This is a genomic window from Candidatus Aquicultor secundus (assembly GCF_002791875.1).
Lineage (GTDB): Bacteria > Actinomycetota > Aquicultoria > Aquicultorales > Aquicultoraceae > Aquicultor_A > Aquicultor_A secundus.
The window spans coordinates 2,335-3,868 of record NZ_PFNG01000243.1 but is presented as its reverse complement, the minus strand read 5'-3'; the positions used below and the strand labels follow the sequence as shown (position 1 = coordinate 3,868).

Genomic DNA, 1,534 nt, shown 5'->3' with positions numbered 1-1,534 from the left:
CCTACTACCTGCTGGCCGACTCTCCCGAGGGCATCAAGAAGGAAACGGAACTGACCGGCAAGATGCCGCCTGAATATAAGACTGAAAGCGACATCCGCAAAGGTTTTGTCTACAAGCGTGTACCGCACGTTACGCTCAAGTCCATCGCCAACAACCCAGACATCAAGGAAGGCATGACACGTGAGCAGATCGATGCCGCCATCGCCCGCCATGCCGACACCGAAACGCTCTACGATCAGCCCTACCCGGATAACAAGCGGGTGCGGGTGTGCGGCCCCTTCACGGTCGAAAGCCTGTCGCCGCATCGCGTGCTCTCCACCGCCGACGAGAATCAAGACGGCACGGTGAGCGAGCAGGAAGCCCGCAAGCAGCAGGACTTTGCCACTATGATTCTGGATAACCTCAAGAAAGCGGGCGTGCAGAACACCCGCAAGGGCGAGCGACTCACCTTCGACCGGCTTGACCCCTACGCCGGGGCTTGGCTACATGCTGCGGGCGAGTACACCGACGCCGACGGCAGACCTAAGCGCGTGGCCGTCTCCATCGGCCCCGAGCACGGCACCGTCGGCCCGCAGCAGGTGAAGGAAGCCGCCAAGGAAGCTGTGCAGGGTGTGGGCTTCGATATTCTGATCGTTTGCGGTTTCGCCTTCGACCCGCACGTTGCCGAAGAGGTGAAACGCTACGGCAAGCTGACCGTGCTGCCGGCCAAGATGAACCCAGACCTGGCGATGGGCGATGAACTGCTTAAGAAGACCGGCGCGGGCAACCTCTTCATGGTCTTCGGTGAGCCCGATGTGGAAATCATTGTGCAGAAGGACGGCCAGGTCGTCGTCGAGATCAAAGGGGTGGATGTGTACGATCCAACCACCGGGCAAATTCGCAGCGACTCCACCGACGACATCGCCTGCTGGTTCATCGACACCGACTATAACGGCGAAAGCTTCTTCGTGCGCCACGCCTACTTCACCGGGGCCGACGAACCTTACAATAAACTGAAACGCGCCCTGCGCGCCGATATTGACGAAGCGGCATGGAGTAGTCTCTACCGCACGACCAGCCGCCCATTCGATAAGCCCGAATCAGGCAAAATCGCCGTGAAGGTCATCAACCACTACGGCGACGAAGTGTTGAAGGTGATTGAAGTTTGAAGATTGTGAGCGGTATCTAAACATGGCGCTCAATTCGATCCATTACGTCGGTATGTGAGCTTAACCGTTATGCCGATTCTTATAAGAAACCATGACCAGAATCAAACAGTGCTTTGGCTAGACAGCCTAGTATCTCACTGGCTATGCCTTCAGCGATATTCCGAAGGCATCTATATGGCACTCGTGGTAAATTTGGAGTATTATGCGGATCATTACAAACAGTGTTAGGGATAATGTGCGGAAGGAGATAGCCCGTGGCACCCTTTCTTCGAACCGATGAGACGGAAGAAGCCAATCGAACCGACCCCCACTCTTGAAGGTAAGGATGCAGAACGCTTCTATAAAGGTCTCAAGAATGCTAAATATAGCGAGGAAAAAGAAGCTCA

The 1,534-nt window shown here is 55.8% G+C and carries 1 pseudogene; it reads left to right on the top strand.

The features are described from left to right. Positions 1–1,148, top strand: a pseudogene (locus COY37_RS10370) (site-specific DNA-methyltransferase); the annotation flags it as partial. Positions 1,149–1,534 lie beyond the last annotated feature (386 nt).